Below are 24,981 nucleotides of genomic sequence, written 5' to 3'. Positions count from 1 at the left end.
CCGCGGCCTTCTCCTTGTTGTTAGCTCTGGCCCTGGAAAAAGATATTCAGGGTCACGGCGCTGGCCGAGTTGACGGCAGCATAGTATATACGTGCGTATTTCAAGAAAATAGCAGACACAAGGGTAGTTACATCGCCGGTGTTCAGGGTAACCGGGCCGGCCTCGTCGATCCAGCTGCTGCCGTCCGGGCTGATCTGCAGCTTGACAGTGGCGGGAGCAATCGTTGTGGAGGCGTTAACAACGCCAAACGTCCAGGTCCTGAGATTCAAAACGGTGTAACTGGTATCGGGGCTTCCTGCAGTGTCTGTAACGTTTGCCCTCGTGGCCGATACGTCAGTGGTGACCAGATTTGACAATACGGCTAGGCCGGTGCTGGTGATGGTCAGGCCTCCGGCCGGTGGCGTAATCGATAAACCAGTAGCCGGTGCCGTCACCAGCAGCCCGTTCGCCGGTGCGGTGACGGCCAGACCGGTGCTGGTGATGGTCAGGCCCCCGGCCGGCGGCGTAATCGATAAACCGGTGGCCGGTGCCGTTACCAGCAGCCCGTTCGCCGGTGCGGTGACGGCCAGACCGGTGCTGGTGATGCTCAGGCCCCCGGCCGGCGGCGTGATCGATAAACCGGTGGCCGGTGCCGTCACCAGCAACCCGTTCGCCGGTGCGGTGACGGCTAGGCCGGTGCTGGTGATGGTCAGGCCTCCGGCCGGCGGCGTGATCGACAAACCGGTGGCCGGTGCCGTTACCAGCAACCCGTTCGCCGGTGCGGTGACGGCCAGACCGGTGCTGGTGATGCTCAGGTTACCTGTTGAGTCGGTATTCAAGGCTACATTCTGGCTGCCAAAGATTTTTATACGCGCTTGATCTGGATTGTCTTGAAAAATTTTATAGTTTGGCATAAGTTGTCCTCCTTCGCATGGTAAATTTTTACGTTCCGCTATTAGAGTATTCTTCATAGTTGTGGAAGGTTACAGACCCTGTGCATAAATTAACAAAAAACTATTTTATTGAATGAGGTATGAGAGATCATGGAGTCCAGAATCAGCTTGTGCATGATTGTGAAGGACGAAGAACAAAACATCCGCCGCTGCCTTCAAAGCGTGGCCGGGACCGTGGACGAAATAATTGTTGTAGATACGGGCTCTACCGACGGTACTTGTCAAATAGCCAGGGAATTTGGCGCCCTGGTCCACTCTTTCCCCTGGAATGACAATTTCAGTGACGCCCGCAATGCCTCACTTGAACTGGCCACTGGAGACTGGATTTTGTTTTTAGATGCCGATGAAGAACTGGCTGGTGAAAGCAGGGAAGTGCTACGCAGGCTGGCCAACGAAAAGAATGTAGAAGGTTATTTTATCAAGATAATTAACTACGTAGGCAACGAGGGATGGGTCGAAACCTGCCCGGACCTGGTCTTCCGCCTTTTCAAAAACCGAAAGGACTACCGGTTTCGCGGGGCTATCCACGAACAGATCGCAGACGTGATATTAGAACGAAACAGCCAGGCCAGGTACCAGATTGCCGAAGACCTGGTGATCCTGCATTACGGCTACCTGGACCGGCAAATAAAGGCAAAGGATAAAAAGAACCGGAACCTGGCCCTGCTCAGCCAGGAGCTAAACCGGAATCCTGACAACCGCCACCTTCGCTATCACTACGGTGTGGAGCTGTACCGGGCGGAAAGGTTTGATGAAGCAGCAGCAGAACTGGTCAGGGCGGCCAATGGTATCGATCCGAACACCATCTACCTGCCCAAACTCCTGCGTTACATCGTCCTGGCCTACCATGCCGCCCGCAAGCCCGAACAGGCTTTAGAAATTGTCCAGCTCGGCCTGGGTCTTTTTCCTAACTACGCAGACCTCTATTACTACGGCGGGTTGATCAGCTACGAACAAAAAGATTACGGGCGGGCGTACGAGTTCTTTCAAAAGGCCCTCTCGATGCCCGAACAGCCGGCCCACTACGCACCTTTCGGCGGGACGCGAGGTTTCCGTTCCCTTTACCAGCTGGGACAGCTGGCGGAAGTTTTTTTGAACCACGAAGAAGCCATGCGTTATTACATCTTGAGCCTGCGGGATAACCCCCACTTCACCCCCGCCCTAGAAAGCATCACGCGCCTCTTAAAACCACAAGAAGATCCGGTTTACACAAAAAAGTGCCTGGAACAGCTTTGTGAATTTTGTACTCCCCAGGCCAACCTCCTGATGGGGCAAATCCTTTTCCGCCAGTCCGCCTACAAGCTTGCCCTGGAATACCTGGAGCGGGGCATGGACCAGCAGGAAGCCGCACCGGAAATTCTGCTGTGGAAAGCAATTTGCCTGATCCAGCTGAGGCGTTACCTGGAAGCCCTGCGCATACTTGAGGGGTTCGGCCCCGACCACCGGCTTTACCCGCTGGCCAAATTAAATAAAATTTTGTGCTTCTGGTTCCAGGGAAAACGCCGGAAAGTGCGCCCCCTGGTGGAAGAACTGTTTGCCCTCGGACTTTCCCAGGACACGGGGGCGGTGGTGAGCCTGCTGCAAAACTATCCGGGCAGGCGTAGAGGGCCCGGGGTCACCCTGGGCGATGAGGGAATGTCCCTTCTCCTGGATATTCTAATGCGTGCCCTTGACCTGGGTGAGAAAGAACGGGCCGAGTCGCTATTAGACGGCTTATCCCGGGAGTGCCTGAGCAAGAACGCCCGGGCCGTAGGCCAGCTGTTCTACCGGTACGGCCACCTCAAGACCGCAGAATATTACCTGGGTCTTTACCTGGAGGCCAATCCGGAATGTCCCGAAACACTCTTTACCCTTGCAGAAATTAAAGAGCGTCAAAACGCCTGCATCGAAGCCGGGGAACTTTATAGACGGGCCCTGGCGCTGGATCCAGCAGAACCGCGGTATTATGTCAGCCTGATCAGGCTTTATGAAAAAATGCGCCGGGAAATCCTGCGGGAAGCCATTGATAAATACCCCGAACTACCGGTTCTGCGCAGGCTCTTTGAGGAGGCAAACCAGGAAATATGATACCAACTGTAGCTTTAGCGATGATCGTGCGCAACGAGGAGGCAAACCTGGCCGCCTGCCTGGATAGCGTTAAGGGGGCGGTCGATGAAATAGTTATTGTAGATACCGGTTCGACGGACCGTACCGTAGAGATCGCCCGCCGTTACACAGGCAAGGTCTACCGTTACCCGTGGCACGGTGATTTCAGCGCCGCCCGCAACTATGCCCTTGCCCGGGCTAAAAGCGATTGGATCTTGTCCCTTGATGCCGATGAAGAACTGGATACCAGTCCGGGCGACCTGCACTCGCTTATAAACAACAACAGCGGTTACGAGGCCTTTTTCCTGCCCCTCCATAACCGGGCCACTGAAAATCCCGGTGACTACAACCGGTTTTTTGTTCTCAGACTGTTTCGAAACAAGGCCGGCTACCGCTTCCAGGGGATCATCCATGAGCAGGTGGTGATTAGCCGCCCGGAAGCGGTAGGCACAGCACAGGGCCCGGTTATCTGGCACAGGCCTTTATCCAAAAAAGAGCGCAACTGCAAGCGAGGGCGCAACCTGGCCCTGCTGCGGCAGGCAGTAGCTGCGGATCCCGCCAATCCCTTCTTACAGTATTACCTGGGGGTGGAATGGCTGGGCCTGGGCAAGGCTGAACGGGCGCTCCCGTACCTTCAAGAAGCCTTAAAACAGCTGACGGACGGGCACATCCTGTTCCGGGCGCCGGCCATCCGTTTAGTGATTGCCTGCTTGAGGGCGCTGGGGAGCCTGGATGAGGCCATCTGTATATGTATGGAAGAAAGCCAACGCTATCCCTTTTACACAGATCTATTTTTCGACGGAGGAATCCTGTTCGAGGAGAAAGGGGAGTATGAAATAGCCCTGAAATGGTTTGAGGAGGCCCTGCGTCTCGGCCAGCCGCCTCCCCTGTTTAGCCATACCAACGGCACGGAGAGCTTCCTGTCGTTATATCATCTGGGCTACTGCCACGAAAAACTGGCCAGGTTCAAAGAAGCTAAAAACTGTTACGAGAAGGCCCTGGCATTAAACCCTGCCTATCTTTATCCGCTCTACAACCTGTTCCTGCTCTACCTGGCTGAAAAGGGTCCACAGGGTACTTTCGACCATCTCAAAGCCGCCGGGCACCTCAACCACCCCCAACAGGTAGTAGTGCTGGCCGACCTGTTCTTCGAGGCCGGTTTTCCGGATCTGGCCTGTGCGTGTTTTGAAGAAGCCGGTCCAGGTGCCGGCAGTCCAACTGAAGACCATGCCCGGCGCCTGGCACGGTTTTGCGTGTACGCAGGCCGGTTTGAGCATGCCCTTTTCCTTATGGAGCGTATCCGGCACGCCGGTGGTGAGATAGATCCCTCCCTGGCAGTCGACGAGATCGTTGCCCTGATGCTCAAAGAAGATTACCGCTTGGCGAAAATAAGGACCATTTCCCTGTGGCGGCGGCCACAAGGGCGTAGCCCGGCCTGGACGTTATTGAACCTGATTTCGCTGCTCGGCAACGGTTCCAGGTGCGGCCGGCCGGAAAAAAACCGCGAGCCGGCAGTCATTGAAACGGCCCTGACCATCCTGGAGAACTGCTTGCGCTACCGGCCCGGGCCTTTGGAACCAGGTAATGCTCGCGTTTCATCGGGGTACCACCGGCTGGCGCAAGAGACAATAAAGCTTTTAACCAGCCTGTCTCCCAGGGGATGCATGGCCCTGTGTGCCTACCTTAAAGAAAAAGCCAGCGCCGCCCGTCACATGCTGGACTACAAATGCGGCCCGGCCAGGGGGTTATTTTCATGAGCAGCGGGTTACCGGTGAGCCTGTGCATGATTGCCAGAAACGAAGAACACTGGATTGCCTCCTGCATCCAAAGTGTGCAGCACCTGGTGCGGGAAATCGTCGTGGTCGATACGGGTTCCACCGACCGGACGAAGGAAGTGGCCGCCCAAAGTGGAGCCAGGGTTTTTACCTTTCACTGGTGCGATGATTTTGCGGCGGCAAGAAACTACTCCCTTAGTAAAGCCACAGGTGACTGGATCCTGGTCCTGGATGCTGATGAAATACTGGCCCCAGTTAAATTAGAAGAATTCGCCAGACTCCTTGACGCACCGGGTGTAGAAGGGTATTTCGTGAAAATCCGCAGCTACCTGGGAAACGGTGAAGGGATGGCCGAGGACCAGGTAGTGCGGTTGTTTAGAAATAAACCCGCCTATCGTTTTGCCGGAGCCATCCATGAACAGGTAGCCGGGGCAATCATAAAGCATAACGCCGGAGGGGGTCTCGCCTTTTCGGATCTGTTAATCTACCACTTTGGCTATCTTGACCGGCACTTGCAGGTCAAAAACAAGCACCAGCGTAACATCTGCGTAATTAAAAAGGCCCTGGATGATAAACCTGATGACCCTTTTCTTTTATACAGCCTCGGCATCGAACACTTGCAGTGTGGGGAAATCAAAAAAGGCATTGAACAGCTGGAGAAAGCCCTGGTTTTCATGCGCGGGAACGAGGGTTATTTCCGTGATTTGTTGCTCACGCTGTGCCTGGGACTTTTCAGAACCGGTCAAAGGGACAGGTTAACATTTTTGCTTGACGGGGCCCTATCCATGCTGCCCGCTGACCCGGATCTGCACCTGCTCAAAGGGCTTTTGGCCCTGCATGACGGCCGCTGCGATACGGCCATCGAAGAACTGCGTTTTGCCCTCACTGTGGGAGCCCAGATTCTCCCCCCTTACCACATCCACGCCTTGCTTGGGGACAGCTATAATCTTTTGGGCCAGTATGGGGAAGCAGAAGATGAGTACTTTAACGCCTTACTCCTTGCACCGCACATGTTGTACCCGCTGACCCAAATACTAGGTTTAAAACAGCGGGGTCGGGGCAGGCTCCAATGGCAGGCATTAAGCCGGTTTGCTTCCCCATCCAGAAAAAAAGCCCTGTACAAAGAGCTGTGCAAACTCGGCGAGTTACCCCTGGCGATGGTCCTGGCGCTGCTTATACTGGTCGAGCCAGCTAATTCCAGAAACTGCCGGGAATTAATAGAGACCTGCCGGGAATACCGGCTTATGGTGGAACAGTACCTGGCCAACCGGCCCGGGCAAGAGCCGCTGGGCAACTACCTTCTTACCGGCGCCAGCGGGATGCTTTTATACGCCAGCGCGGTGCAGCGAAATCTGGAGTGTGGGTTGTTTTCTTTCGTCCAGGGACTTCTCAGGCTGGCCTCATCCGCCCTGGAACTGGTGGTCATGGGGTTGTGCCCTTCCTGGTCACCTGCTCTACTGAATAGCCTAACGTTTGGTGAAAGGATTGATCTGGATGCAAAGGGTGCTCATCGCCAGTCCAGTCCGGCAGAAACCGTCCATACTAAGAGAATTCCTGTGGTCCCTCTCGCACCTGGAGACCACGGGTCTAGAAGTTGAATACGCGTTTATTGATGATAACGAAAGGGAAAGTACCCTGCTGCGGGAGTTTGCCGCCGGGAGAGAAAACGTTCATATCTTCCCCGGCAACGGTGCAGGGCACGCTTACCACTGTGACGAGCACACCCACCACTGGCGGGAAGATTTAATCTGGAAAGTGGCCGGATATAAGAACCGTTTTATCCAGCTGGCCCGGAACAGTGGCTTTGATTTCTTGTTTCTGGTTGATTCGGACCTGGTGCTGCACCCGAAAACGCTGGTCCACCTGGTGGGGTTGGGAAAGGATATCGTTTCCGAGGTCTACTGGACCAGGTGGGAACCGGATATGACCCCTCTTCCTCAGGTCTGGGTAGCCGACCAGTACCGGCTGTATCACATGCAGCGGGGCGAGATGCTCGACGAAAAGGAGATCGCCCGCCGGGTGAAAGAATTTCTGGAGACGTTGCAAAAGCCCGGTGTTTATAAAGTAGGCGGCCTGGGTGCCTGTACCCTGATCAGCCGCAGGGCAATCCTGTTGGGGGTCTCCTTCAGCGAAATATATAACCTGGGTTTTACCGGGGAGGACCGGCATTTTTGCATCCGGGCGGCTGCCCTGGGGCTGGAGCTCTATGCCGACACCCATTACCCGCCGTTCCATATATACCGGGAGTCTGATTTTGCGGGCTTGAAGGCGTATAAAGAGAAATTTTTTCCGGCCGGCAAGGATACACCGACCGGCGCGGCCATGCTGCAAACTGCTGATGAAGAGACTGGTACACGGGGAAGTAAAATTACCCTTGCTATGCTGGTAAGAAACGAAGCCGGGAGATACCTTGAGAGGGTTCTCAAGCACGCGGCGCAGTACGTCGATTGTGCCGTGATTTTAGACGATGCCAGCGAGGATAATACAGTGGAAGTGTGTAAAAAAACCCTGCAAAACATTCCCTTGACCCTGGTTTCCAATAAGCAGCCCTCTTTTCATAACGAAATCATCCTGCGCAAGCAGCTCTGGGAGCTGGCGGTGGGAACCGGGCCGGACTGGATTTTAGTTTTGGACGCCGATGAAATTTTTGAAGAGCGCGCGGTAAAGGAGCTAAGGTCCCTGGCTGCCAATCCGGAAATTGAGGTTTATTATTTCCGCCTCTACGACATGTGGGATGAAGATCATTACCGCGAGGACGAATACTGGAAGGCCCACCACTACTACAGACCCTTCATGGTCAGGTATGTTCCCGGTTTCCCCTACCAGTGGCGGGAAACCCCCCAGCACTGCGGGCGATTTCCCCATAACATCACTGAGCTTAGAGGCGCCACCAGCTCATTGCGGGTGAAACACCTGGGATGGATAAAACCTGCCGACCGGCTGGCCAAATACTATCGTTACAAAAAGCTGGACCCACTGGGGCAGTACGGACTAATTGGTCAATATCTGTCCATCCTTGACCCTAAACCAAACCTGGTGGCCTGGACCGAAGACCTTTAAGTGCACGGCCCGGTAAAGATAAGTTAAGGAAGGGATGATAAGGTGTCTGGTAAATTCCTATCCAGATTTTTTTTACGGAACGACCCGCGTATTGAGCAGCTTGTCTTTCCGCTACCACCATACTGGTGGAGTAGGTTTTATGAATATGAATGGGCAAGACAATTTTGTGAACCTGGCGATGTCGCCTTGGATGCTGGTTGCGGTATTTGCCATCCGTTTAAATTTTATTTGGCGGATGTATGCCGTGAAGTTCACGCTTGTGATATTGACGAAAGAATTTTATCTCCCGGAGCAATCCTGAGCGATATATTAAAAGATTTTGGATATGACGCAGCACAGTTTTTTCCGATGAAGTACTTTAAACGTATATACTACGTTAAGGCGTCAATCACAGAACTGCCCTATGAAGATAAGAAATTTGACAAAATCTACTGTATTTCTGTGATTGAACATTTGCCTTTAAAAGACATCATGCTGTCCATGAAGGAATTCAGAAGAACTCTAAAAGACGACGGACTGCTATTATTAACTCTGGATTATCCAAGCATTGATTTAGCATTCCTGAAATGCGTTTTGTACGAGACCGGGCTGGCTTTTGCAGGTGACGTATCCTTTGAGCTGCCCGAGAACGCTTTATATTCCGAAACCTACGGGCTATACTGCTTTAGAGCCGTCCTTAGAAAAGAGGACACAAACCCTGTCCCGAGCTCCAGGTAATTTTTTCGCAACACTTCGACACATTTCAAGGCTTCCCCGCATAATATGAGCTTGAGTACGGAGTCTGCCGTACGGGCTGCCACAGTATTAAATACGGGCCGGGCAAAGGCGCCCCCCGCAGTACATACATCAGCTGCTGCGGAAGGGCGCTTTCCTTTTCCCGGCTGGAATTTCGCTGGCTCGCACGAAGTTTAAATTGGGAGGGGAAAGTCAAATGTGTGGCATTGCCGGCTGGGTAGACTGGGATGTGGATCTCACCCAACAGCGCCCCACTTTGGAGGACATGGCGGCAGCCCTGGCCTGCCGCGGGCCCGACGCCGCTGGGTTGTGGCTGTCTCCCAGGGCCGCCCTGGCCCACCGCCGCCTGATAGTGGTTGATCCCACGGGCGGGGGGCAGCCCATGATCCGCCGGAAGGGAGAGTACAGGTACATAATCACTTATAACGGTGAACTGTACAACACCCCGGAGCTGCGGGCGGAGCTGGAAGCCCGGGGTTATCGCTTTCAGGGCCACTCGGATACGGAGGTGTTGCTCACGGCCTATATGGAGTGGGGCAAAGAATGTGTGCCGCGCTTGAACGGTATTTTCGCCTTTGCCATCTGGGGTGAAGCGGATCAAACCCTCTTTATGGCCCGGGACCGGCTGGGAGTAAAACCCCTATTTTATACCCAAAGGGGTAGCGCTTTTATCTTTGGCTCAGAATTGAAGGCACTCCTGGCCCATCCGGGCGTGCAACCGGAGGTGGACGCCGAAGGTCTGGCCGAAATCTTTGTTTTGGCCCCGGGACGCACCCCGGGACACGGCGTTTTCCGGGGAGTAAAGGAACTAAGGCCCGGCCATTGCCTGGTTTATAATCGCCGGGGTATGCACATTTACCGGTACTGGGCCCTGGAAAGCCACCCCCATCCGGACGACCTGGACACCACTGCCCGTAAGGTAGGCTGGCTTTTGCAGGATGCGGTCCGGCGGCAGCTGGTGGCCGATGTGCCCGTCTGCACCCTGCTCTCCGGCGGCCTCGACTCCAGCGCCATTTCAGCCTTTGCCGCGGCTGCCTTCCAGCAAAATGGGACGGGGCAACTGCGGACCTTTTCGGTGGACTATATGGAGAACGACCGTTACTTCCGGCCCAATCAATTTGAGCCCGATTCCGATGCCCGGTGGATAGAACGAGTGGCGCACTTTCTGGGCGCCCACCACCGGACCGTGTTGATCGACACGCCACACCTGGTGGAGGCGCTAAGCGCTGCCGTGCGGGCCCGGGATTTGCCCGGTATGGCCGATGTGGACGCTTCCCTTTTGCTCTTCTGCCGGGAGGTCAAAAAAGAAGCCACCGTAGCCCTGTCCGGCGAGTGCGCCGACGAAATTTTCGGCGGCTACCCCTGGTTCCGCAAGGAAGATGCCCTGGCCGCCCATACCTTCCCCTGGGCACTCAATACTCAAGAGCGCACCCGCTTGTTGTCACCGGAACTGCTGGCCATGATCCGGCCGGAGGAATACGTGGCGCAGCGCTACCGGGACACCCTGACCGAAGTACCGCACCTTCAGGGGGAAAATCCCCGGGAAGCACGCATGCGTGAAATGTTTTACCTGAATCTCAACTGGTTCATGGCCACCCTCCTGGACCGCAAGGACCGCATGAGTATGGCCACTGGACTGGAGGTGCGGGTCCCCTTTTGCGATCACCGTCTGGTGGAATACGCCTGGAACATCCCCTGGGAGATGAAAAGCTGCGGGGGGATGGAAAAGGGTATCTTGCGCCGGGCACTGGCGGGGGTGCTGCCCCAGGAGGTGCTCCTGCGGCGCAAGAGCCCTTACCCCAAGACCCACCACCCGGCCTATTTCGCGGCCGTCCGGCGGTGGCTCCTGGATATTCTGGACGACCCAACCTCCCCCCTGCTGCCCTTTATCAACTTAGAGGCCGTGCGCCAGTTTGCGCGGCTGGATGCGCCGGCCATGAAGAGGCCCTGGTACGGCCAACTGATGCGCGGGCCGCAACTCCTGGCCTACCTCATTCAGGTTGATACCTGGCTCAGGGAGTACCGGGTGGTGGTAAGGTAGCCATTGTAGAGTCGCAGGCAAGGCGTTGTCTGCGTAACAACGGCAAAAAAATTATGCCCCGTGCTTTGTTCACGGGGCTTTAAAATTGGTGACCCCAGCGGGATTCGAACCCGCGTTACCGCCGTGAAAGGGCGGTGTCTTAGGCCGCTTGACCATGGGGCCATAGAACAGTCGTCAGTCGTCGGAAGTCAGAAGCCAGATTTATTGCCGACCACAACTGTCCGGCAATAACAAAATCAAACATTTTTCCGACCTCCAACTTCCGACCTCTGACTTCCATTTTGGTGAGCCATGGTGGACTCGAACCACCGACACCCTGATTAAAAGTCAGGTGCTCTACCAACTGAGCTAATGGCTCACAAGAGCATTACCGGTAGATATGATACTATAGATGGATACCGGTGTCAACACAAAATTTATGGTTGCTTGTTACAATGGCCGGAGTGTCGTTCAAAAAGTTTTAGTGATTTAAACGTGGCGATTTTCATGTTATTGAGGCCGGCGGGGCGTTATCGTCACCGCCGGCCTCATATTTTTCCACCGGGCAAAGGGAAATTAGAATACCTCCCGGGTAATAATGGTTTCCTCCCGCCCGGGACCGACGCCAATAATGGCTATGGGAACGCCCACCAGCTCGGTGATGCGCTCCAGGTACCGCCGGGCACTGGCGGGCAGGTCCTCATAACGCCGGGCCCGGCTGATGTCTTCCTGCCAGCCGGGCCATTCCTCGTAAACCGGCTCGCAAGCCGCCAGCACCTTGAGGGTGGCCGGAAACTCGGTTAAGATTTCCCCCTTGTAGCGGTAGGCAGTGCACAGGCGGATGGTCTCCAAACCGGTAAGTACGTCCAGCTTGGTGATGGCCAGGTAGTCCAGGCCGTTGATCCGCACCGCATAACGGGCCACCACGGCGTCAAACCAGCCGCAGCGGCGCGGCCGGCCGGTGGTGGTGCCAAATTCCCCACCCCGGGTGCGGATATGGTCCCCCAGGGCATCTTTTAGCTCCGTGGGGAAGGGGCCTTCACCCACCCTGGTGACATAGGCCTTGGCCACACCCATCACCCGGTCAATGCGGGTAGGACCAATGCCCGCACCGGTGCAGGCCCCGGCGGCTACGGGATGGGACGAGGTTACGTAGGGGTAAGTACCGTGATCCACGTCCAGGAGGGTCCCCTGGGCACCTTCAAAAAGGACCTTCTTGCCCTGCTCAATGGCTTCGTTCACGATGACGGACACATCGGCCACGAAAGGTTTCAACCTGCGGCCATAGCTTAAATAGGTGGGCAAAATGTCCTCCAGCTTAAATTCCTTGCTATGGTAAATCTCCCGGAAAAGCTGGTTCTTGTTCTCGAGATTTCGTTCTAACAGACCCGGAAATTCTTCTTCATCCACCAGCTCGGCCATGCGAATGCCCACCCGGGCAATCTTATCGGTGTAAGCCGGGCCGATGCCCCGGCAGGTGGTGCCGATGCGCCATGCGCCCTTTCTTTCTTCCTCGCACTGGTCCTGCCGCCGGTGGTAGGGGAGAATGACATGGGCACGGGGACTGATGCGCAGGTTGGCCGTGGAAATCCCCCGGGCGGCCAGGTTATCGAGTTCGTTCAGGAGGACCTCGGGATCAACCACCACACCGTTTCCAATTAAGCACAGTTTATCGGGGTACAGGATGCCCGAAGGAACTAGGTGCAGCTTGAACTGCTGGCCCGCCACAACCACCGTGTGGCCGGCGTTGTTACCGCCCTGGTAACGCACAATAAGGTCGGCCTTTTCGGCCAGAAAGTCCGTAATTTTTCCCTTCCCCTCGTCTCCCCACTGGGCACCCACCAGCACTAGCGTTGACATGCTCTATTTATCCCCCCATTTTTTCAGGATCTCCCGCGCCGCCACAATCCCGGACACCGACGCCTGGGCCAGACCTCTGGTTACTCCTGCCCCGTCTCCGGCGGCAAAGAGATTCTGCACCTGGGTTTCCAACCCCTGGGTCAGGGCCAGACGGGAAGAATAAAATTTCACTTCCACCCCGTAAAGGAGGGTGTAACGGGAATAAATTCCCGGCGCGACTTCGTCCATGGCTTTCAACATTTCCACAATGGCCACCAGATGCCGGTAGGGAAAGACCAGGCTCAGGTCTCCCGGCGTAGCCTTGGTCAGAGTGGGAACGGTGAGGCACTTGCGCATCCTTTCTTCCGTGCTCCGCCTCCCGGCCAGGAGGTCGCCCAACCGCTGGACAATAACCCCGCCGCCCAGCAGGTTGGCCAGGCTGGCAATATACTTGCCGTAGGCAATGGGCTCTTTAAAAGGCTCGGTGAAGGTTTTGCTAACCAGAACCGCAAAGTTGGTATTACCGGTTTTACGGTAGGCATGGGTGTGACCGTTGACGGTAACCAGGCCGTCGTTATTCTCCATGACCACCTCACCGTAGGGGTTCATACAAAAGGTACGCACTTTATCGTCAAAGGCCCGGGAATAATAGATAAACTTGGCTTCATAGAAGACCCTGGTCAAGGGTTCCATCACCGGCGCCGGCACTTCCACCCGCACGCCGATATCCACCGGGTTGACCACCGTGGTCAGCCCTAGCATCTGGGCCTGCCTGGCCAGCCACTCGGCTCCTTCCCGGCCGGGGGCCAGAACCACATGGCGGCCGTAAATGATTTCTCCTCCGGTGGTAATTATACCCCGTACTTGATTATTTTCTGCCAGGATGGACTCCACCGGGCAGGAGGTGCGGATTTCCACCCCCGCGGCCAGCAGGTATTGTTTCATGCGGGCCAGAATCTCCTGGCACCGGCCGGTACCCAGGTGGCGAATGGCCACGGGGATCAGCTTGAGTTCCGCCTGGGCGGCCCGGTGCTGGAACTCCTCGATGGCTTCGACATGCTCCAGGCCGTAGACCATTTCCGGCGCCCCAAATTCCCGGTAGATTCTATCCACATAATCAATCAGCTCACCAAGAGCTTCTTCCCCAATATACTGCTCCAGGCTACCCCCAATTTCTGTGGACAGGGTCAGCTTGCCGTCGCTGAAGGCTCCGGCGCCACCCCAGCCGCAGATGGTGGAGCAGGGGTTGCAGTGAAAACAGGCGTTATTCTTTTCTCTGGAGGGACATTTGCGCTCTTCCAAATCCCGCCCTTTTTCTAGCATAAGGATTTTTAAGCCGCCTTTTTGCCTGACCAGCTCCAGGGCAGTAAAAATGCCGGCGGGACCTGCACCGACAATTATCACATCGTAAACCTGTTCCATTTTCATCCCCCCTTGCGCAAACCCCCGGGCATGTTCGTTTTTTCACCATTCAGAACATAAAAAGAATCCACCTGCCCGGGCCATCATGCCAAACATGTTGATTTTAGCAAAGTGACAGGGGTATGTCAAGAGAAACTCCCTTTTTAAACTGGAACTGCCAGAAACCCCGGTGCTTATCCGCCACTATTTTATCATATTAAATTCTAAAAAGAAATGCCAGCGCCCGGGATACACGCATCTCCCGGCACTGGACCGCACCCAGTTCACGGAAGTGACATAGTTGTGTGTATTTCCGCATAACGACAGTTCCCCGGTTGTCACCAGCGAAGATTACAGGGACCAGGGCAAGGGGAACCCTTCTTTACAACCGGAACACCTTGCTATTCAGGCCCTCCCGGTACTTCCTCTTTGGCCAGGTTCATGAACCTGGTGAATTCCTTCAGGAAAGCCAGTTCCACCAGCCCCGTGGGGCCGTTTCTCTGTTTGGCCACAATAATTTCCGCTATGCCCCGCTTTTCCGTGTCGGGCCGGTAGTACTCATCCCGGTAAATAAACATGACCACATCCGCATCCTGCTCGAGAGAATTATGCACTATGATATCGGCCGCAACAAAATTGTGGTGTCCTGGAACCTCAAGGTCATATACTTCTTCAATACCATCGGGCTCAATGCTTACCACTCGATCCCAAAAAACATCACTTTCCAGCGACCTGGGTAATGCAATGAACTCTCCTGGCTGTAGCTCACCTAAGCATTTCCACCCTTCTAAAGTGCGGAATTTGTGGTTTGCCGTAGCACGCACTTCACGACCCAGCTGGGTACAAAGTCGAAAAACAGGTTTTACCCCTGTACACCACACCTTGCTAACCGCGGCAGGCTCTAATTTCCATGTTATTTCATTAAGTGCCATAACCTTTACAGGCTGCTTTTCCCGAACTAAATCCTTGATTGGAACCCGGTGTCCACTGGCTAATTGCACCAGTGTTTCACCGGCCAGGCAGCCACTTTCCCGCAAGTCGGACATGATGGGCCTTTTGTCTTGCCGCTGTTCCACCGACCGGCTGAGCTGGGCCAGGGCCAGTACGGGTACGTTCAAGTCTTTAGCAACCCCCTTCAGGGAGCGAGAGATTTCCGCGATCTCCTGCTGGCGGTTTTCCGCCCGGCGGCTGCCCTGCATTAATTGTAAGTAGTCAATCAGGATCAGCCCCAGGCCCTTTTCTGCCTGTAGCCGGCGGGCTTTGGCCCGTAGCTGGCGAGGTGAAAGAATGGCTGTGTCGTCTATGTACAGAGGGGCTTTGGCCAGGCGGGCCGCCGCCTTGGTAAGGCGCGCCCAATCCTCTGTGGATAAATAGCCGCTGCGCACCTTTTGCTGGTCCACCATGGCCTCGGCACAAAGCATCCGCTGTACCAGTTGGGCCCGGGACATCTCCAGGCTAAATACAGCTACCGGCACCTGGTGCTGCAAGGCCACCTGGTGGGCGATGGTGAGGCCCAGGCTGGTTTTGCCCATGGCCGGCCGCCCGGCAATAATAATCAAGTCCCCGGGCTGGAAGCCGCAGAGCAGCCGGTCCAGATCTGCAAAACCGCTGGCAATGCCGCTGACCGTCCCCTTGTTGCGATAGCGCTCTTCTATGTACTCGAAAATCTGCTGCAATATTTCTTTGATGGAAACAAACAGGCCGGTGGAACGGCGGGCCGCCAGTTCCAGGATCATTCTTTCGGCCTCGTCCATGAGCCGTTCTACATCTTCGCTGCCCTCATAGCCCAGACCCGCGATCCTCTCGGCCACTTCTATCAACTGGCGCAGGATAGCCTTTTCCTCGACAATGCGGGCATAATACTCCACATTGGCCGCGGTGGGCACGACATTAACCAGGGAGGCCACATAGGTAACCCCGCCAATGAGTTCCAAAAGTTTTTTTTCCTGCAGGTAGTTGGTCACGGTAAGCAGGTCCACCGGCTCGCCTGCTTCATCCAGGGTGAGAATGGCCTCATATATTTTCCGGTGAGCTTCCAGGTAAAAATCCTCGGGCTTAAGTAACCGGGCTACCCGGGGTATGGCTTCCCGGTCCAGAAACAGTGCCCCCAACACCGATTGTTCCGCATCTATGTTTTGCGGCGGTCTTTTTTCATTCACAGTCCTTCACCTGTCCACCCGGATAAGCAAACTAAAAATACTTGTTGAAATTACCTGGGCGGCAGTTTTGCGAGCCACTCCTTTGGTGTTTACTGCCGCCCTTGCCCACTTTCTATCTGGTGAAAATATGCTGCAGCATTTCCTCCACCGTGGCCACGGGAATGACTTCTATCCCCTGCAGACCGGACGGTACATCGCTTTTGTTTTCCGCGGGGACGATCACCCGACGCATGCCCGCCTGGCGGGCACCGTAAATTTTTTCCACGATGCCGCCCACGCCCCTGATGCGCCCCTGAATGGATAGCTCCCCGGTAATGGCCATGTCCTGGGGAATGGGTCTTTCCTGGATGGCGCTTAAAATGGCCAGGAAGATGGCGGCTCCGGCCGAGGGGCCGTCAATGCGCCCTCCCCCGACCACGTTAATGTGCACGTCGTAGCTGGCCAGGTCCTCGCCGGTAATTTTGCGCATCACCGAAGCGGCGTTGAAAACGGAGTCCCGGGCCATGCTGCCCGCCGTATCGTTAAAGCGGATGGTGCCCTGACCCTGGTTGCGGGCCGGGAAGGCCACCGCTTCGATTTCCAGTACGGTGCCCACAAAGCCCATTACCCCCAGGCCAAACACTTTGCCTATTTCCAGTTCCGGGCGGGCTTTATACAGGACGTAGGGGCTCAGGCGGCTGGCCTGAATTACCTCATGGACATCCTCCAGGGTAATGCCTTCTTCCCGCACCTCTCCCCCACCCCGGTAGCAGGCCAGGCCGTAGGCGTCCGCCAGAATGCCGATTGCCTTTCGCCCCTCAATGGTGTACTGGCTGATCACCCCGGGAACCTGCTCGTCCATCCGCACCCCCAGTTTTTCCGCCGCCTGCCTGATGATGCGCTCGATATCCTGCGGCGTAAGGGGTTCAAAATAAACTTCCGCGCAGCGGGAGCGGATGGCCGGGTTAATTTCCTCCGGTTCTCGGGTGGTGGCTCCAATTAAAATGAAATCAGCCGGCGCCCCTTCCTCAAAAAGCTTGCGCACGTACTGGGGCACCGCGGGATCATGGGGATCGTAATAGGGGGAGTCGAAAAAGACCCTTTTATCCTCCAGCACCTTCAGCAGCTTGGTTTGCAGCACGGGATCCATTTCGCCAATTTCATCAATGAAAAGGACACCGCCGTGGGCCTCGGTAACCAGGCCCAGCTTGGGCTCGGGCACACCGCTGTCGGCTAAATCCCGCCGCGCCCCCTGGTAAATGGGGTCGTGAACCGAACCTAAAAGAGGGTTGGTTATATCCCGGGGATCCCACCGCAGGGCGGTGCCGTTTACCTCCACAAAAGGAGCATCCTTGGCAAAGGGGGAGCCGGTGATGTTCTTGGCCGCTTCCAGAGCCAGCCGGGCAGCGGTAGTTTTACCCACCCCGGGCGGCCCATACAAAATAATGTGCTGGGGAAAGGGGGAGGCCAGTTTAGCCAGCAGCGCCTTCACAGCTCTTCCCTGGCCCACCAGTTCTGAAAAATTCCTCGGGCGGAGCACTTCCATGGCTGAGCGGGCCAGTTTCTTTTGCTCCAGCTTTTCCAGTATGGCCAGTTTTTTCAGAGTCTGGGCGTTTTCCGGGCCGCTATTTTCCTTGAGCACCTGCATTTTAATTTCTTTTACATACTCTTCGTGCCGTTGCTGCAACTTTTCACTGACTCTTTTTTCCAGTTCATCTTCCACCGTGCGCCGGGCCAGGATATCCGCAATCTCATCTTCAATCTGTTCTAAAATGGCCGGAACCTCCTCTATGCCGGGCGCGGTATCCAGGGTGGGATCTTCAAACACCAGTTTCTGAAGGGCCAGAACCCTGTCCTCCAGGTGTTCTGAGCGCATCAAATGCAGGACATTTAGTTTCCCGGCCCGCAAAACCAGTTTATCCGAACCATAGATGTTGGCCACCAGGCCATAGAGGGCGTTTACCTGACGGCGAAGTTGTTCCACTCCCTTGAGCTTGGTACCGGGTTCTTCCTTGCTGCCTTTGAATTTATGCAAAAAAACTTTCATTGCCCCGGTTTCTCCTTTCTACGTGCCTTGCTGCATTATTCGTAAATATTCAGTGAACCCGGTTGGATGCGGCCCAGCACTCACTGAATAAGCTATACGGCGGAGGTCAAATTTTCTACTCCCTTTTGCATTTGCCTTGGAATGAGCATCTTTGCCGGTGAGTGCTGGGTTCACCGGGTGCTGTTACCGGCGTTTCGCAAGTCGTTCGCTCCGGACAGCGCCGCATCCTCCTCATAACGGTTTTACTGAAATATTTGCCATTATTCTGCGGGAACCACTGCTACCTTGACCTGTGCCTGTACGTTGGGGTGAAGTTTAACCACCAGGGTTTGTTCACCCAGCTGTTTGATGGGTTCCTTGAGCAGGATCTTTTTCTTGTCTACGGCAATCTGGTGCTGCCGTTCCAGGGCCTCGGCGATGTCCTTGCTGCTTACCGCGCCAAACAACCGGCCGCCCTCGCCGACCCTGGCCTTAATCTCCACCGTTAGCCCGTCCAGCCGGGCGGCCAGGTCCCTGGCTCGGGCTTCGGCCTCTTCCCGCTTCTTTGCCTCGGCGGCCTTTTGCTGGGCCAGCTCCTTCATTCTCCCCGGAGAGGCCTCTACCGCAAGACGCCGGGGTATGAGAAAATTTCTGGCGTAGCCGTCGCTCACATTCACCACGGTACCCCTGGTACCGAGATTCTTCACGTCTTCCAGTAAAATGACCTTCACTTATCATCGCCTCCCTTTTCGCGGTGATGCGCCGAGTGCCTGATATTTACAAGGGAATCCAGTAGACCCAGGGTAATCAGCATGAGGACTGCAAAGGGCCAGTACAGCAGCAAAGCCACGGTCAGCAGGATTTTTACCGCCCTGGAGAGCTGCCAGCGGGCAAAATAAAAGCTGACCACAGCCAACCCCAGAACCAGGTAAAGAAAGGCCCCGGTGTATAAAAGGTTCTTTCCGATAGCGGAAAGAACTTGCTTCTCCAGAGCATCACCCCCCATGAAAAAGGCCAGCCCCAGGATCAAGATCCACACAAGATACCAGGGAAATTGCCATTGCCTGAATGGAGGCAGGGGCGCGATCACGTATCCCAGGCGCCGGAAAACCACCTGCCCCAGGTAATAGGTGATGAAAGTGGAAACCAGTGACCAGATGACCAGGTTGGCCGGTAGTAAAAGAACGGCCAATTGCATCATTTCCAGGAGCAGGCGGCGCAGCTCCTCTTCCATTCCCGGCTCGATAAAGCCGTGCTGGCGGTACCACTCGAGGAGATGTTCTGCGCCCTGTTGCATCTGGGGTCCGATGGCCAGGGGATTGATGCCGGTAATACAAAAACCCAGAACCAGGGTGACCAGGCTCAATCCGGCCGCCACCACGGCGGCTGTAGCTACCGCAAGCCCGGCCCGTACATGGTTTTTAAAAAGCAGCCCCAGTAAAAGGCCCAGCGGGCCCAGCTGGATAACCATTATCAGCACGGTGACCGGCCGCCCGTAAAGCACGTATAAAAGCGCCGCCGCCACCACCAAGGCCAGGGCACCGGTTTTGAGGTCCCGTCTCCGTACAAGCAGGGCCAGGGGCAAGGGGGTGATGAGATTGCTCAAAAGAAACAGTGGTGGTATAAATAAACCGGGGAGGGCGATGACCACCGTCAGGCCGGCAAAAATCGCCCCCTCCACCAGGGCATCATGGTGCAACCGGGAACCCAAGGGATCACCTCTTTTTTTCCACCAGGTGGGCCAGCAGGGCGGATAGATCTCCGTACCACCGTTCCATTTCGTGTCCTTCTTCGATACCCTGGCGCAGTTTGGACTCCAGCTTGAGTTCCATCCGGGTAAAGCTAATCCCCAGCCGCCGCCCCAGTACGTAACAGGTAATAATAATGCTGCTAAAGGCATCCATGAGCCGTTCTTCATTGCCCCGCAGCATGGCTTTAAACAAAGCAGATAGAGAAGCCAGCAAATCCGCCTTCAACCACTCAATTACCCGTATGTTTTTGGCAATATCCGTATCCTGATGGTGACGGGGTCCGAACATGGACTGCCCCCCTTCACATGATCCTGAACATATTTCGCGAGACGGCCCTGGTTTTCCTGCCCCCTTCAATCACTCCGGGCTTGTTATTTGATGGCCCCGCTGGTAGGGAATTTTAAGACAGGGATCCTTTGATAACCGAGGAACCAAACCCTGACGGCAGAACAAAATGATGGTGTAAAAAAATTAAGGGGAACCGGCAAGTTCCCCTTCGTGTTTTACTCGGCTGTAAATGGCAGGAGGGCTATGTTCCGCGCCCTTTTAATGGCCACGGTCAGCATCCGCTGGTGCCGGGCGCAGTTTCCGGATATGCGCCGTGGTAAAATCTTACCCCGCTCGGTAATGTATTTTTTCAGCCGGGGTACGTCTTTATAATCGATAATGTCTATTTTATCTACACAGAAGTTGCAGATTCGTTTCTTGCCCCGGCGTCCCCTTTCCCTTTTGGCCAATTGAGTCACCCCTTACCGCATGGCAATATATTTATTCCTAAACCTGGGGGCTCGACCGTCCCCCCTTACGGAACAACCATTCCCCAGGTGTTCAGGTAGTAGCTAGAAGGGTATGTCGTCCTCGCTGAAATTAACCTCACTGTATCCGCTATCAGCCAAACCAAAATCATGGCCCCCGGCACCCGCAGCAGCCTGACCCTCCCGGGGCCGGTCCAGGAAGCGCACCTGTTCGGCCACTACTTCGGCCGCCTTGCGCCGTATCCCCTGGCTGTCGTCGTAGGAGCGGATCTGCAGGCGGCCTTCTACGGCCACCAGCCGACCTTTGCCCAGGTATTGAGCACAAACTTCCGCCTGCTTCTGCCAGACCACGATGTCAATAAAATCAGTCTCCCGCTCCCCCTGCCGGTTGGCAAAGGGACGGTCCACCGCTAAGGTAAATCTGGCCACCGCCGCACCGTTGGGCGTGTACCGCAGTTCGGGTTCCTTAACCAGGCGCCCGATTAGAATGATCTTATTGAGCATCTTTCCACCGCCTCGGGTTTAATCTCTCCCCGGCAGGGCAGGCCGGCTTTCATAACCGGTCGGTTTGTCGGGAGATTTTTTTCTTTTTAAGCCGCTTGGCGCACAATGATGTGACGCAGCACGTCTTCCGTGATCTTGAGCACCCGGTCCAGTTCCTGGGCTACTTCCGGAGCGGCATTGAAATGCATGATCATGTACAGGCCTTCCCGGGTATGGGCAATTTCGTAGGCCAGGCGACGTTTGCCCCATTTTTCCAGCTTGGTGACTTCCCCGCCGTGGTTTTCCACGAGGGATTTGAACTTTTCCGCCACCTCGCCGGCCCTTTCATCGTCAAGATCCGGGCGCAGAATGAAAACACATTCATAGCTGCGCACTGAACACACCTCCTCCCTTTGGACTGCTGGCCCTACCCTCCTGGGGGTAGAGCAGGGCGGATAACGTTAAAAATTTGACCTCCAGATTATAGCATAATAATGTCCAAATGGCAACAACCTGCTGCTATTCGTCCGTGTCAAGATCCAGTAGGTGACTCTGCCCTGAAAAAATACTTGCCTGCCGTTTGCACGCGCTCGCTCCGTTCGCCTCGCAGGCCAAACTAGCGCTCGACCTCGGGCTCCGGCGGGGTTCCCGGCAAATTTTTTCCAACCTCCATTCCCGGCATCCATGCCCTCGGCCCCGTCTCCACCCTCGGTCTCGCTAAGTTTGGCACCTGCTCAGCTCAAGGTCGCTCGCTTCGTGCAAAACGGCGGTCATTTTATATTAAACCCATCATTTGTCTGTTTGATTATCATCCCGGCCCGGGCGCACAATTGCCCGCACGCTTTTTTCGAACTTCGGCCGGGGGATCATGACCACCCGCCCGCAGGTGAGGCACCTGATGCGAAAATCGATCCCGGTGCGCATTACTTCCCATTGATCACCCCCGCAGGGGTGGGGCTTGCGCGTTCTCACCACATCACCAACCTGAAACCTGATCACTCCTTGCACCCCCGCTCATGGTCATCACCACCCGCCTGGGATAAGGTATTTCGATGCCTTCCCGGTCAAAGGTTTCTTTGATCCGGCGCCTCAGCTCCCGCTCCACATACCACTGCTGCATGGGTTTGGTGTAGGCAATGATCCTGATTACCACATCTGATTGACCGAAGTTTACCACCCCTAGAACGTGGGGCCCTTCGGCAATGATGTCAGCCATATCCCGTGCGGCCTGCTCACAGACCTTTTGCAGGACGTCAATAGCCCGGTCCAGGTTTTCCTCGTAGGCCACACCTACTTCTACCAGCGCCCGCATGTTGCCCCGGCTGTGATTGGTGACCTGGGTAATTTGGCCGTTGGGGATGATGTGTAGTTCCCCACCGAAATCCCGCAGGCGGGTCACCCGCAATCCCATCTCTTCTACAGTACCGCTTACCCCGGCTGCGGTAATGTAATCGCCCACGGCAAACTGGTCCTCCAGCAGAATAAAAAACCCGGTAATCACGTCCCGGACCAGGTTCTGGGCGCCAAAGCCGACGGCCAGGCCCACCACGCCGGCCCCGGCCAGGATGGCTTCTACCCGCACCCCGAAGAGGTTCAAAATGGTAACCATGGCGATAAAGTAGACGGTGTAATGAAGGCCGCTTCTCAGCAGGGTGCGCAGAGTCTGTGCCCGCCTGCTGTCAACCGGGCCAAGCTTGTTCCAGTTGTTGAAAAAACGTTCTACCGCCGCGTCGCCCAGGCGCATGATTATGAAAGCCAGCACGAGGATGAGCAGAATTTTAATCCCCGTACCGAAAACTTTGCTCCAATCTACGGCCATCAGCTGGGCCACGGCCACCTGAATCAACGCTGATCCCCAAATGCCCTCCATCAGTTCAACCCTCCGCCTCTAGCCCTCATAAAAGGCCCGGTATCCCCGGTACGCCATGTATATGTCCACCTTGTGGGCCACCTCAAAGGGTGAATGCATACCCAAAAGGGGAACCCCGCAGTCCACCACATCCATGCCGTGTAGGGCCAGCAGGTAGGCAATGGTGCCGCCACCCCCTTGATCTACTTTGCCTAAAAGCCCGCTCTGCCAGGCCACACCGTGGCGGTTAAACAGCCGGCGCACCAGGCTCATGAACTCCGCGTGGGCGTCGCTGGCCCCCTTTTTACCCCCGGAGCCCGTGTATTTGGTCAAAACCAGCCCGTGCCCCAGCCGGGCGGTATTCAGCTTATCCATCACCTCGGGGTAATTGGGGTCAAGCCCGGCATTCACATCGGCTGAAAGGGCCCGGGAGTTGGCCAGGATCCGCCGCAGAACCAGTTCGCTGTACCGTGGAACGATCCGGGCAGTCAGCTCGGCTACAAAATTGGTAAAAAAGGCCGAGTACATCCCGGTGTTACCCACACTGCCGATTTCCTCTTTATCTACGAAAAGGGCCACCGCCGTCTTCGACGGGGCAGGCAAGTCCACTATGGCCTTCAAGGTGGTAAATACGCTCACCCGGTCATCTTGTCCGTAGGCCCCAATCATGCTTCCGTCCAGACCAACGTCCCGGGCCGGCCAGGCCGGTACGGCCTCAATTTCAGCGCTGATAAGATCTTCCTCCTGTAACCCGAACTCCCGGTTCAGATAATCGAGCACAGTATGTTTAATTTTTTCCTTCACTTCCCCGTCGTCTACCGGGAAACCTCCTACCAGAAGGCTCAACCCCTCGCCGCTGATCCCTTCGTTCATTTTCTTCTCCATTTGCTCCCTGGCCAAGTGGGGAAGCAGGTCGGCTATGGTGAAGACGGGGTCTGTTTCCTTTTCCCCGATGACCACTTTAACCAGTTGCCCGTCTTCCTTTACCGCTACCCCGTGCAGCGCCAGGGGAATACCAACCCAGTGGTATTTTTTTATTCCTCCATAATAGTGGGTTTTGAACAGGGCCAGGTCCGCCTCCTCGTAAAGCGGCCGGGGTTTTAAATCCAGGCGGGGGCTGTCCACGTGGGAAGCCACAACGTTCACACCCTTTTCCACGGGTTCGCTACCTATTACAGCCATGGCCATGCACTTGCCCCGCCAGGTGGCAAAGACCCGATCCCCCGGTTCTAGGACGCTCCTTTGTTCCAGCAGAACAAATCCCTTATCCCCGGCGGTTGCAACTGCCAGGTCTATGGTTTCCCGTTCCGTCTTGGCCGCGGAGATGAACTGCCGATACTCTTCCGCCAGGTTCATCACTGCCTCCTGTTCCGGGCCATTCAGCTTTGCCCAAACCGGCGTGGTGCCGGATTGATTCCCCATGTTTTGGGTCATTTTTCCACTCCCCCTGTTGATGTAATTACCGAGGGTATTATTTCCCCGCTGACGGTAGTTTAGCATTTCATGTGCCGTTTTTAGTATAGCGACTTACCAGAAGAGGGACGAGCTGTTGCAACTCTTCAACAATCGGATCTAGCCATTGGATCAGGCGGGAACCCTCCACTGCCCGGGCAAGCCAGGGTATGGGTTCGCCGGGAAGCCAGGTTCCGGCCGCATTTTTCAAGGCAAGGATCACAGCTAATAATACGCCTGCTGCCAATACCCCCCGGACAATACCCAGAACTAGTCCGCCTGCCCGGTCCACAGGACCGAGCAAGCTGAACCTGGCTGCCCCGGCCAATATTTGCCCCAGCCATCCGATCAGGCGAGCCGCCACCAGCAGAATGACCACAAATGACAGTACTTCGAGCAGGCCCTGGGCCAGATACCGGTTCCATCCCGTCAGGGAACCGGGAGCCAAGCCAATGGCAGGGGAGGCAATCCAGGAATTAAGCCATTGCTCCAGGGGCCATTGCCGGCTGATGTATGCCGCCAGAGGAGCTTGAAATTCCCTGGCCAGAACCAGGCCAACCAGCAGGCCACACAGCCGGGCAAGGCCGGCCACCAACCCGGTTTGCATACCTCGCCATGTTGACCAGGCAATTATCCATAGCAGGACTAAATCTAGCCAGTTCACCCACCCATACCGCCCT

22 protein-coding genes and 2 tRNA genes are annotated in these 24,981 nt (G+C 55.8%); 7 read left to right on the top strand and 17 right to left on the bottom strand.

Going from position 1 to position 24,981, the window contains the following annotated elements; genetic code table 11:
- Positions 1-20: 20 nt before the first annotated feature.
- Positions 21-269, bottom strand: coding sequence for a DUF6385 domain-containing protein (locus BUA65_RS19090; protein WP_341349604.1), 249 nt, complete (start codon positions 267-269; stop codon positions 21-23).
- Positions 270-300: 31 nt separating this feature from the next.
- Between BUA65_RS19090 and BUA65_RS19085 the strand changes: the two genes are divergently transcribed.
- From BUA65_RS19085 to asnB, 7 genes are all read left to right on the top strand, one after another.
- Positions 301-858: a hypothetical protein gene (locus BUA65_RS19085; protein ID WP_341349603.1), complete on the top strand. Its 558-nt coding sequence runs from the start codon at positions 301-303 to the stop codon at positions 856-858.
- 164 nt (positions 859-1,022) lie between these two features.
- Entirely contained in the window at positions 1,023-2,999 is a 1,977-nt protein-coding gene (locus tag BUA65_RS04125; RefSeq protein WP_072867503.1) for a glycosyltransferase family 2 protein, read from the top strand.
- Positions 2,996-4,774 (top strand): tetratricopeptide repeat-containing glycosyltransferase family 2 protein, encoded by a 1,779-nt coding sequence (locus BUA65_RS04120; protein ID WP_072867502.1) that lies wholly within the window; start codon positions 2,996-2,998, stop codon positions 4,772-4,774. Before BUA65_RS04125 ends, BUA65_RS04120 begins: the two co-directional genes overlap by 4 nt.
- Positions 4,771-6,390, top strand: a complete 1,620-nt coding sequence (locus BUA65_RS04115; RefSeq protein WP_072867501.1) for a glycosyltransferase family 2 protein — start codon at positions 4,771-4,773, stop codon at positions 6,388-6,390. Before BUA65_RS04120 ends, BUA65_RS04115 begins: the two co-directional genes overlap by 4 nt.
- Positions 6,287-7,852: a glycosyltransferase gene (locus BUA65_RS04110; protein ID WP_072867500.1), complete on the top strand. Its 1,566-nt coding sequence runs from the start codon at positions 6,287-6,289 to the stop codon at positions 7,850-7,852. Before BUA65_RS04115 ends, BUA65_RS04110 begins: the two co-directional genes overlap by 104 nt.
- Before the next feature lie 42 nt (positions 7,853-7,894).
- The gene (locus tag BUA65_RS04105; RefSeq protein WP_072867499.1) at positions 7,895-8,569 is read left to right on the top strand and encodes a class I SAM-dependent methyltransferase; all 675 of its coding nucleotides are present in this window, start codon (positions 7,895-7,897) and stop codon (positions 8,567-8,569) included.
- Between the two features lie 214 nt (positions 8,570-8,783).
- Complete coding sequence (asnB, locus tag BUA65_RS04100) at positions 8,784-10,628, top strand: asparagine synthase (glutamine-hydrolyzing) (protein WP_072867498.1); 1,845 nt, start codon at positions 8,784-8,786, stop codon at positions 10,626-10,628.
- A gap of 86 nt (positions 10,629-10,714) precedes the next feature.
- Here the strand turns inward: asnB and BUA65_RS04095 are convergent.
- The 16 genes from BUA65_RS04095 to BUA65_RS18150 form a co-directional block, all read right to left on the bottom strand.
- Positions 10,715-10,790, bottom strand: a tRNA-Glu gene (locus BUA65_RS04095).
- A gap of 120 nt (positions 10,791-10,910) precedes the next feature.
- A tRNA-Lys gene (locus BUA65_RS04090) sits at positions 10,911-10,986 on the bottom strand.
- Between the two features lie 197 nt (positions 10,987-11,183).
- Positions 11,184-12,467: an adenylosuccinate synthase gene (locus BUA65_RS04085; RefSeq protein ID WP_072867497.1), complete on the bottom strand. Its 1,284-nt coding sequence runs from the start codon at positions 12,465-12,467 to the stop codon at positions 11,184-11,186.
- Positions 12,468-12,470: 3 nt separating this feature from the next.
- Positions 12,471-13,868 carry an NAD(P)/FAD-dependent oxidoreductase gene (locus BUA65_RS04080; protein WP_072867496.1) on the bottom strand — a complete coding sequence of 466 codons (1,398 nt, stop codon included), beginning with the start codon at positions 13,866-13,868 and terminating at the stop codon, positions 12,471-12,473.
- 380 nt (positions 13,869-14,248) lie between these two features.
- Positions 14,249-16,006, bottom strand: a complete 1,758-nt coding sequence (gene dnaB, locus BUA65_RS04075) for a replicative DNA helicase (RefSeq protein ID WP_072867495.1) — start codon at positions 16,004-16,006, stop codon at positions 14,249-14,251.
- Positions 16,007-16,118: 112 nt separating this feature from the next.
- Positions 16,119-18,032: a Lon family ATP-dependent protease gene (gene lonC / locus BUA65_RS04070; protein ID WP_072867494.1), complete on the bottom strand. Its 1,914-nt coding sequence runs from the start codon at positions 18,030-18,032 to the stop codon at positions 16,119-16,121.
- A gap of 260 nt (positions 18,033-18,292) precedes the next feature.
- Entirely contained in the window at positions 18,293-18,742 is a 450-nt protein-coding gene (gene rplI / locus BUA65_RS04065) for a 50S ribosomal protein L9 (RefSeq protein ID WP_072867493.1), read from the bottom strand.
- A complete protein-coding gene (locus tag BUA65_RS04060; RefSeq protein ID WP_072867492.1) occupies positions 18,739-19,722 on the bottom strand; it encodes a YybS family protein in 984 nt (327 codons plus the stop codon). Before BUA65_RS04060 ends, rplI begins: the two co-directional genes overlap by 4 nt.
- A 4-nt stretch (positions 19,723-19,726) precedes the next feature.
- Positions 19,727-20,050: a MazG-like family protein gene (locus BUA65_RS04055; RefSeq protein ID WP_072867491.1), complete on the bottom strand. Its 324-nt coding sequence runs from the start codon at positions 20,048-20,050 to the stop codon at positions 19,727-19,729.
- 215 nt (positions 20,051-20,265) lie between these two features.
- A complete protein-coding gene (gene rpsR, locus BUA65_RS04050; RefSeq protein WP_013824528.1) occupies positions 20,266-20,499 on the bottom strand; it encodes a 30S ribosomal protein S18 in 234 nt (77 codons plus the stop codon).
- A gap of 102 nt (positions 20,500-20,601) precedes the next feature.
- Positions 20,602-21,021 carry a single-stranded DNA-binding protein gene (locus tag BUA65_RS04045; protein ID WP_072867490.1) on the bottom strand — a complete coding sequence of 140 codons (420 nt, stop codon included), beginning with the start codon at positions 21,019-21,021 and terminating at the stop codon, positions 20,602-20,604.
- A gap of 86 nt (positions 21,022-21,107) precedes the next feature.
- Positions 21,108-21,395, bottom strand: a complete 288-nt coding sequence (gene rpsF / locus BUA65_RS04040) for a 30S ribosomal protein S6 (protein ID WP_072867489.1) — start codon at positions 21,393-21,395, stop codon at positions 21,108-21,110.
- A gap of 394 nt (positions 21,396-21,789) precedes the next feature.
- Positions 21,790-21,999 (bottom strand): DUF951 domain-containing protein, encoded by a 210-nt coding sequence (locus tag BUA65_RS04035; RefSeq protein ID WP_072867488.1) that lies wholly within the window; start codon positions 21,997-21,999, stop codon positions 21,790-21,792.
- Complete coding sequence (locus BUA65_RS04030) at positions 21,977-22,870, bottom strand: mechanosensitive ion channel family protein (RefSeq protein WP_084062032.1); 894 nt, start codon at positions 22,868-22,870, stop codon at positions 21,977-21,979. The genes BUA65_RS04035 and BUA65_RS04030 overlap by 23 nt, the downstream gene beginning before the upstream one ends.
- An 18-nt stretch (positions 22,871-22,888) precedes the next feature.
- Positions 22,889-24,283, bottom strand: coding sequence for an aminopeptidase (locus BUA65_RS04025; RefSeq protein WP_072867487.1), 1,395 nt, complete (start codon positions 24,281-24,283; stop codon positions 22,889-22,891).
- A gap of 67 nt (positions 24,284-24,350) precedes the next feature.
- On the bottom strand, positions 24,351-24,965 hold the full coding sequence (locus BUA65_RS18150) for a CvpA family protein (protein WP_072867486.1): 615 nt from the start codon (positions 24,963-24,965) through the stop codon (positions 24,351-24,353).
- Positions 24,966-24,981 lie beyond the last annotated feature (16 nt).

It is taken from the genome of Desulfofundulus thermosubterraneus DSM 16057, from assembly GCF_900142025.1.
GTDB classification, from domain to species: Bacteria; Bacillota; Desulfotomaculia; order Desulfotomaculales; family Desulfovirgulaceae; genus Desulfofundulus; species Desulfofundulus thermosubterraneus.
Note: the sequence above shows the minus strand (reverse complement) of the source record. Positions and strands in the feature narration are given on the sequence as shown.

What these genes read in the sequence shown, in the direction of transcription:
- BUA65_RS04120 (WP_072867502.1), top strand. Translation starts at nt 2,996, where the DNA reads ATGATACCAACTGTAGCTTTAGCGATGATCGTGCGCAACGAGGAGGCA.
- BUA65_RS04045 (WP_072867490.1), bottom strand. Translation starts at nt 21,021, where the DNA reads ATGCTCAATAAGATCATTCTAATCGGGCGCCTGGTTAAGGAACCCGAA.
- BUA65_RS04125 (WP_072867503.1), top strand. Translation starts at nt 1,023, where the DNA reads ATGGAGTCCAGAATCAGCTTGTGCATGATTGTGAAGGACGAAGAACAA.
- BUA65_RS04030 (WP_084062032.1), bottom strand. Translation starts at nt 22,870, where the DNA reads ATGGAGGGCATTTGGGGATCAGCGTTGATTCAGGTGGCCGTGGCCCAG.
- lonC (WP_072867494.1), bottom strand. Translation starts at nt 18,032, where the DNA reads ATGAAAGTTTTTTTGCATAAATTCAAAGGCAGCAAGGAAGAACCCGGT.
- asnB (WP_072867498.1), top strand. Translation starts at nt 8,784, where the DNA reads ATGTGTGGCATTGCCGGCTGGGTAGACTGGGATGTGGATCTCACCCAA.
- BUA65_RS04115 (WP_072867501.1), top strand. Translation starts at nt 4,771, where the DNA reads ATGAGCAGCGGGTTACCGGTGAGCCTGTGCATGATTGCCAGAAACGAA.
- BUA65_RS04080 (WP_072867496.1), bottom strand. Translation starts at nt 13,868, where the DNA reads ATGGAACAGGTTTACGATGTGATAATTGTCGGTGCAGGTCCCGCCGGC.
- BUA65_RS04025 (WP_072867487.1), bottom strand. Translation starts at nt 24,283, where the DNA reads ATGACCCAAAACATGGGGAATCAATCCGGCACCACGCCGGTTTGGGCA.
- BUA65_RS04085 (WP_072867497.1), bottom strand. Translation starts at nt 12,467, where the DNA reads ATGTCAACGCTAGTGCTGGTGGGTGCCCAGTGGGGAGACGAGGGGAAG.
- BUA65_RS04110 (WP_072867500.1), top strand. Translation starts at nt 6,287, where the DNA reads ATGCAAAGGGTGCTCATCGCCAGTCCAGTCCGGCAGAAACCGTCCATA.
- BUA65_RS04055 (WP_072867491.1), bottom strand. Translation starts at nt 20,050, where the DNA reads ATGTTCGGACCCCGTCACCATCAGGATACGGATATTGCCAAAAACATA.